The 7,710-nt window shown below is 41.1% G+C and carries 5 protein-coding genes and 1 riboswitch; of the genes, 2 read left to right on the forward strand and 3 right to left on the reverse strand.

Annotated features, from left to right (window positions below):
• Nucleotides 1-206: 206 nt before the first annotated feature.
• Nucleotides 207-1,124 (reverse strand): proline dehydrogenase family protein, encoded by a 918-nt coding sequence (locus L1765_RS15450; protein WP_236408388.1) that lies wholly within the window; start codon nucleotides 1,122-1,124, stop codon nucleotides 207-209.
• Nucleotides 1,125-1,309: 185 nt separating this feature from the next.
• Between L1765_RS15450 and L1765_RS15455 the strand changes: the two genes are divergently transcribed.
• Together L1765_RS15455 and L1765_RS15460 are read left to right on the forward strand one after the other, a co-directional pair.
• A complete protein-coding gene (locus tag L1765_RS15455) occupies nucleotides 1,310-3,046 on the forward strand; it encodes a sigma-54 interaction domain-containing protein (protein WP_236408389.1) in 1,737 nt (578 codons plus the stop codon).
• An 83-nt stretch (nucleotides 3,047-3,129) separates the two neighbouring features.
• A complete protein-coding gene (locus L1765_RS15460; protein ID WP_236408390.1) occupies nucleotides 3,130-3,492 on the forward strand; it encodes a GAF domain-containing protein in 363 nt (120 codons plus the stop codon).
• Between the two features lie 96 nt (nucleotides 3,493-3,588).
• On the opposite strand, the gene L1765_RS15465 is transcribed toward L1765_RS15460, so the two are convergent.
• Both L1765_RS15465 and L1765_RS15470 read right to left on the reverse strand, forming a co-directional pair.
• Nucleotides 3,589-5,487, reverse strand: a complete 1,899-nt coding sequence (locus tag L1765_RS15465) for a FapA family protein (protein ID WP_236408391.1) — start codon at nucleotides 5,485-5,487, stop codon at nucleotides 3,589-3,591.
• Between the two features lie 167 nt (nucleotides 5,488-5,654).
• Nucleotides 5,655-5,742, reverse strand: a riboswitch (cyclic di-GMP riboswitch).
• 195 nt (nucleotides 5,743-5,937) lie between these two features.
• Nucleotides 5,938-7,476: a fumarate hydratase gene (locus L1765_RS15470; protein WP_236408392.1), complete on the reverse strand. Its 1,539-nt coding sequence runs from the start codon at nucleotides 7,474-7,476 to the stop codon at nucleotides 5,938-5,940.
• Nucleotides 7,477-7,710: the final 234 nt, after the last annotated feature.

The following is a 7,710-nucleotide window of genomic DNA, read 5'->3' on the forward strand; positions in this document are numbered from 1 at the left end:
CTACTGGAAACATTTACAACGATTATCCCGGGCATCCCTATACCCATTTTTATCTGGAAATTGATACCAAGCACTTGACATTTTTAGATCAGTATGACCCGGGAGGGAATTATTTTCATATCAAAGAATGAAATTAGCCCTCAAACTAACTCACATCAATTTGTCCGGATGTTTTTGAGGGCTTTTTACTCCATTCTTTCCGTTATTTACTTCTTAAACATCCCTTTGAGGACAAAAGCAACGTTCGCCGGACGTTCAGCCAGTCTTCTCATAAAATAACCATACCAGTCCGTTCCATAAGGGACGTACACTCTCATTTTATATCCTTCTTTCACCAACTCCAATTGGGATTGGGTACGGATTCCATACAGCATCTGAAACTCAAATAAATTCCGGGGAATATTCTCCTTCTCAGCCAAGTCTTTCGTAAATTGAATAATGTTGTCATCATGGGTGGCAACGGCTGTATAATTTCCGTTGTTCAAGTGCATTTTAATTAGTTTTTTGAAATTCTCATCCACATCTTTTTTCTCGGGAAATGCCACCTCAGCAGGCTCTTTGTAGGCTCCCTTTACCAATCGCAGATTGGCATTCCATCCGTTTAAATCCTGAATGTCTTGTTCGCTACGGTATAGATAAGCCTGGATAACCAAGCCCACATTATCAAATTCTTTCCTTAATTCCTTGTAAATATCAATGCTTACTTGGCAATGGGCATAGTCTTCCATATCGATCCTTACGAAATTCCCATGCTTTTTCGCAGTCTCCAAAATCCTTCTCATATTTTTCATGCATAAGTCTTTGCTGATATCTAAACCCAATTGGGTCATTTTTAATGATAAATTTGAATTCACCCCTGACTCGTAAATCGCATCCAATGTACGAATACAATAATCTGCCGATTCATTTGCTTCTTCCTCACTAAATACGAATTCACCAAGATGATCCAACGTGCAGACTAAACCTTGTCCATTTAATTCTTTCACCTTCGCAATGGCTTCTTCAATGGTTTCCCCGGCTACGACGCGCCTTGCCCCAAGTGCTAATCCATATCTTTTCGCCATACGATTCAACCCGCGGCTTTTTGAGAGAAACAAAAAGAAATTCTTTAACAGTTGATCCATCTTCATCCCTCGCTTTTAAAGTTAGTTTTATCTGGTAAACATGCAAATATCACGCCAAAAAAAATCTTGCTTTTTTAAGACTTTTTACACTAAACTGAAAGGTGTCATACATATTTGTTCAAGCAAAGTGTTTAGTTATCCTTATTTTTTATACAGTTGTGTTTAATAGAAGGAGTTGAAAAGATATGATGAAACTTACACCCCTCCTAATTTTTGATGAAAACGCCACCATCCATCAATTGCTCCATTCGTCTTTAGGACCTAAACCTGCTCTTATTTTACGCGACACTAAACCTATGGGGGTAATCCCACAGGAATATTGGCCATTTTTTCGAACCCTTCCTATGGATATACCTTTACGTCAGCTTCCTCATTTAAAACCTGTTTTAATAGACCATCAAACACCCTTTAAAGAAATGATTCCCCTCTTGGGCAAACACTCACCAATTAACACAGCTTTTATTATTCGAAGAGTTCAAGAAGATGATTTTGGCTATCATATCATTCTCTGGGAGGAACTCATCCGGGAATTAAAAGAGAATTGTGAAACGAATCAGCTGCTGATGAACTCATTGCTTTCTACGATGTCGGAAGCTGTAACCATTGTAGATGAGAGCGGGACCGTTTTGGTTTGGAATGAAGTGGCTGAAAAAGTGTATCAAATCAGCAAAGATTCCATCATTGGCAGACCCATTGAAGAGTATTTTCCAACGGGGTCCATCAAGTTGATGGAGGTTTTGAGCCACGGCATCCCTGTTAGAAGAACCTATCACATTCCCAGACCAGACCGGCATGTGATGATCAATGCTTCACCGATCAAAAAAGAAGATAAAATCATTGGGGCCATTTCAACCGAACAAGATATAACCGAACTGGTTCGTCTAAATGAAGAGTTGACTCAAACAACCGCTCATCTTCGCCATTTGCAAAAAGAAATGAATAAAAACCACCCTGCCGATGACCCTTTTTATCCGATTAAAGGACATTCTTTTTCCCTTCGCACAACTGTTGAAAAGGCAAGAAAGGTAGCAGCCACTGACGCTACTGTCTTATTAATGGGGGAAAGCGGGGTAGGAAAAGAATTATTTGCCCAAGCCATTCACCTGGCCAGTCGAAGAAAACAGCATTCCTTTATCGCGATAAACTGTGGTGCCATTCCTTCTGCATTATTTGAAAGTGAGCTGTTTGGTTATCAAGGGGGGGCCTTTACTGGTGCTGAAAAAGGAGGTAAGAAAGGAAAACTGGAACTGGCTGACGGCGGGACATTATTCCTTGATGAAATAGGAGAATTGCCTTTAGAATTACAAGCAAAATTATTGCGCTTCTTGCAGAATCAACAATTTTATCGTGTGGGAGGAACAAAACCGATCCAAGTAAACATCCGCATTTTGGCTGCAACCAACCGCCCGCTGGAGGATATGGTAAAGGAAGGGCTGTTCCGTAAAGATTTATATTATCGCTTAAATGTTTTTCCATTGGAAATTCCTCCACTTAGAAACAGAAAGGAAGATATCCCTGATCTCATCCAGAAATTTCTTTATGAATTGGCTGCCATTTATGATAAACCCGTTCCATTGCTGACCAACCATGTCATTGATCGTCTGGTTCAATACGATTGGCCGGGAAACATCAGACAGCTTCGAAATATGGTGGAAAGAATCATGATTCTGTGTGACGGTGATGTGATTGAGCCCCATCATTTGCCAATGGAAATATTGGAAAATGAATCACATGAACCATTGCAAAAAAAATTCCTGCCGACATTACCGCTAGAAAATACACCGCTAGAGGAAAAAACAGAACAGGAAAGAATCATTGAAGCACTCAAAATAACCTATGGGAATAAGAAAGCAGCCGCAAAACTGTTGGGTATTTCCCGGGGAACTTTGTACAATAAGATGAAGGTTTACGGGTTAAGGTAAATGTTTTTTCCTTAACTTACTACAACCATTGGGGCAACTTTCTTGTTACAATGGATTTAAATGATGAAGGGAGAGGATTTTCTATGTCTATTGCAACAGATATCACTTCATTGGAATTGATTGCAAGGGTACATAGAACCACGATTTCTACTCAATTATTTGAAACCATCGTACATAAACTTGTTTCCCAAGTGAACCATATTGATTGGGCGGCAATTTATTGGCAAGATGATGACCTTAGATATACAGTGACTTCTTCCAATGGAGAAATGTATCCCCCTGAGGATGTTTTATCCAAATTAAAAGTACCTATATTGGGACCTGAGCAATCCCCTACGGGATATCTGGTAGTTACTAGCTTTCAGTTAACCCCCTTTGATGAAACGGACTTATCCACTTTAAATACATTGGCAAGTGAAATTAGTCAAAAAATGTTTTTAAACTAATCAAAGGATAAAGTAACCATTTAGGAAGAAACCCGGGAAAGGCAATTGCCTTTGCGGGTTTCACTTTATTTCTAAGTGATTGATTTTGATACCCATTCAGGAGCTTTCGATGATTAATTTACCATCCCGCACATATGCGACCAAATGATCAATTGGTTTAAAAATTTCTTCTGAACGGCCCTTAATGGTAATCCTTCCATTCTTAAATTGAGTCGATTTGATCATCTCTGCAGCGATTAAATGAACTTCTCCTCCTACATCTCCACCAACCATGGAAGCAATAATATTTTTCCCTGATTGTACCCGTCCTCCTCTACAAACGGCATCCAACTGAAAAAAGTAGATGTTTTCCTTTGAGAGAAGTTGGCTGTTAAAGGTTCCTGCTCCTTTAATTAGAATATTACCATTAGCCTTTATTTGAGACAGGGTGCATTGTGATATTTCTACATCGGCATCTGGCACCTGCATGGATTCTATCCAAGTGATTGCCTCTTTTAACTTCGATACGGTTTCTTTTACTTTCGATTGAGAAGAAGTCCCCATTAACTCATATGGTTTGGTGTAATAAACCAGCTCATGATACACGGTATCAATTTCATCAGGCACCTCCTCCTTGATTTGCTTCATTAGCTCCTCTACTTTTTTAACCATTGATTTTATTCCTGAAAATTTGGTTTCCATTAATGTGATTAACACCCGGCCCAACGAAACATTTTTCCCACTTGAATAGGCAATTTTCAGTACGGTTAAACAGGCCGTTTCCAATGCAATAAACTTCTCCAATAATTGACTGAATTGCTGATATAACTGGTTATAAATGACTCCAAAATATCCTGAATGGATAGAGCTGTCTACAACATTCCCCTTAATTGTAACATTTCCTGTTGCCGTAATGGTGGAAGAAAAAACACTTCCTGAAATAAATACGTCCCCCAAAGCTTCAATGGTCATTCCATCTAATACATCCCCGTAGACAACCACATCTCCGGAAAATACAATATTTCCTGTTTCTATATCCAAATTTCCACTCACGATAAACGTGCGGGTAATATCTACAAACTTTACTCTCCCCGAGCCAGTTACCCTGGGACGCCCTGCCTGTTGAGCAAGCAAAATCCCCTCCTCATTCAGGCTCACGTGGTCCCTGGGTACTACCTTTACTTCCTTTACGGGTCTAGGATGAACAACCTGACCAAATACATCATACCCTGGTTTTCCAGGCACAGCGGTATGTATCTTTCCAATGAGATCTCCCTTTTTAACCGAGGGGATTTTGAGTCGGTTCCTAAAGTCCACTTTGCCCTGAACTTCTTCCAAGGCTTCCTCTACTTTTGTAGATACAAATAGCTCTAAAGAACCGTCTTTCCCTTCAACGGGAGGAACTCCTTCAACAACACAGACAGGCTGATAAGAAGGGTTTCTTATCTCACGATGGATCACACTTAATTTGATGAGTTCCCTTTTTACCTTCAACTTAACCAAATCGGCATATACCTCCGATGTGGTTAATTCCCTCATCTCCTCTTTAACTTCTTTGACACGAAGCGCCAAACAATGGACAGGCTCTGCATCCACTAGTTCTAATTTACATTTTTTCAACGCAAAGACGGTAAGGGTTACACACATGTTATCTTCTGTCACTTTCAACTCATAAAGCGGTGTATCTTCGATTTGCCACTCCAATTGATCAGTGGAAGAAACCATGACTGTTCCTTCGACAGGTTGTCCATTTTTCATGAGAATAATTGGCGGAAGTACTTTAATTTTTGCTGAACGCCCATCATTTACTGGATCCCTTACGATAATTTTCCCGTCTTTTACTTCAACCGTTCCATCATTTTCAGAGAAATAAAACTCATCCAATTCTTCCTCAACTTCAGGAAGCTGAAAAAGAAATTCCTCCTCTTCTGCTAGCCCCTCTTCATGGGCAGATTTCGACATTTCCTTAATTATACGCAGCAAATCTTTGTCTGTTAGCTCATCCGATCTACCCATTTAAATCACCCCTTCTCCAATAAATGACTGCGATTTCTATTAACTGGGGGGGAGAAACTTTTCCCTTTGCCACAGTTCCCTTTTCCGATAATTGAGCAAGAGCCTCCAAAAAACAAAACTGTCCTTAGAGGACAGCGGTCACCAGTTTATCCGATGGCTATATCTATTTTGGCAACTCAGCCATCCTAGCCGTTTATCGACCTTAGATCTGTAGCTTTGCGTCCCCACCTTTCGATGGGTTTGCCCTAAACTCTTTTTTCTTAGTATTAAATTACCACCAACCTTTACATCTGTAAACATTTTTCGACAAATCCTTATATTCACGAACTAAACATGCATGACCCAACAGGTCACAAATGGATATGAAAATGTATTTTCCATATCTAAAATTCCCCACATCCACACTGACTAAAAAAGTGCGGGATATGATTGATTCCCGCACCCTTATCCTTATTTGAAAACAGGTTCCTTAAATTGTGCCAACTTCTCCAAAGACGACTTCTCGACATCCGCATGGAGGCTGTTTCCATGGGAATCCATCGTCACAATCGCAGCAAAGTTTTTCACCCGCAGATGCCACATCGCTTCAGGAACACCAAATTCGAGAAAATCAACGCCATCCACATTGGTGATACACTCGGCATAATATTGGGCCGCTCCACCGATGGCATTTAAGTAAACACCGCCATGTTCTTTTAAGGCAGCCAATGTTTTAGCACCCATACCACCCTTGCCGATAACCGCCCGGATGCCAAACTTCTTCATAACATCTCCTTGATAGGGTTCCTCACGGATACTGGTGGTAGGGCCTGCAGCCTTCACCTGCCACTTGCCGTTTTTATCCTTCAGCATCACAGGTCCGCAGTGATAAATCACTGCTCCATTTAGATCAACAGGGGCATCGTGATCCATTAAATATTTATGAAGGGCATCACGACCCGTATAAATGGGGCCATTAATAATGACCACATCCCCGACACGCAGATTTCTAACCTGCTCTTCTGTTAAAGGAGTCTGAAGCACAACTTCCCTGGTTGCTTTTATAGAATCTAACCCTTCAGGAGTCTCTTCTTTTTGATCCAGATCAATTAAGCCATCTTTATATAGCCATTCCTTAATTTCACCGTTCTCTTTATCCAAGATGACTCCCAAACGACGGAAAGCCCAGCAGTTATAGGCCACGGACACAAAAAAGCTGGCTGGCAAGCGGTTGATTGCTCCAATTTTGCAACCTAACAAGGTGGTGTTTCCGCCAAAACCCATGGTTCCAATGCCTAAATCATTGGCTTTATCCAATATATATTCTTCCAATTGTGCCAATTCCGGAACAGGATTCACATCATCCAGGTGGCGGAGCAATTGCTTCTTGGCATGATGGTAACTGGTGGTTCTATCCCCACCAATCCCAACGCCGATAAAACCTGCTGAGCATCCTTGCCCCTGGGCCTGATAGACTGAATGAAGAATGCACTTGCGTATACCATCGAGATCACGGCCAGCCCGCCCCAATCCCTCAATTTCCATTGGAAGGCTGTATTGAATATTTTTATTTTCACATCCGCCGCCCTTTAATATAAGGCGAACATCAATCTCATCTTTTTCCCATTGTTCGAAATGAATTACCGGAGTTTCTGGACCAAGATTATTGCCGCTGTTTTCTCCAGTCAGTGAATCGACAGAGTTGGGACGAAGTTTCCCAAGTCTGGTAGCTTCGGCAATCGCCCATTCAATATCCTTTTTCATTTCAATCTGATTGACGCCAACCGGAACATGTATTTCAAAGGTGGGCATTCCAGTGTCTTGACAGATGGGTGCCTCTGTATCTTCGGCCATTTTCACGTTCTTGGAAATGGTTGTTAACGACAAAGCGGCTCTTGTCCCCTTGTCTTCCTTTTCCTTGCCTCTGGCAATGGCCCTTCTAACATCTCCAGGCAGGTTGGTGGATGTTTCAATAATCAGCTTAAGCATACTTTCTTTAAAGGATTTCATAACCTCTATACCCCTCTTCCCCTATATTTTTTCCCCTATCCGCGATGTATCACTTCAGTTTTTATTATATATCAATCCCTTTCATCAGTGAAACCATATTCTTTAATGAGCTTTTTGCGATGTGCTTTTTTTGTGATTGGTAGCCGCGAAATAATTAGGTCAGTTTAGTGGCTTGAGACGTTTTTACTGTATAATCGACGCGGATGCAAGTGCATGACAGTGAACCGGGGTCGT

The sequence above is a fragment of the Microaerobacter geothermalis genome, assembly GCF_021608135.1.
Taxonomy (GTDB): domain Bacteria; phylum Bacillota; class Bacilli; order DSM-22679; family DSM-22679; genus Microaerobacter; species Microaerobacter geothermalis.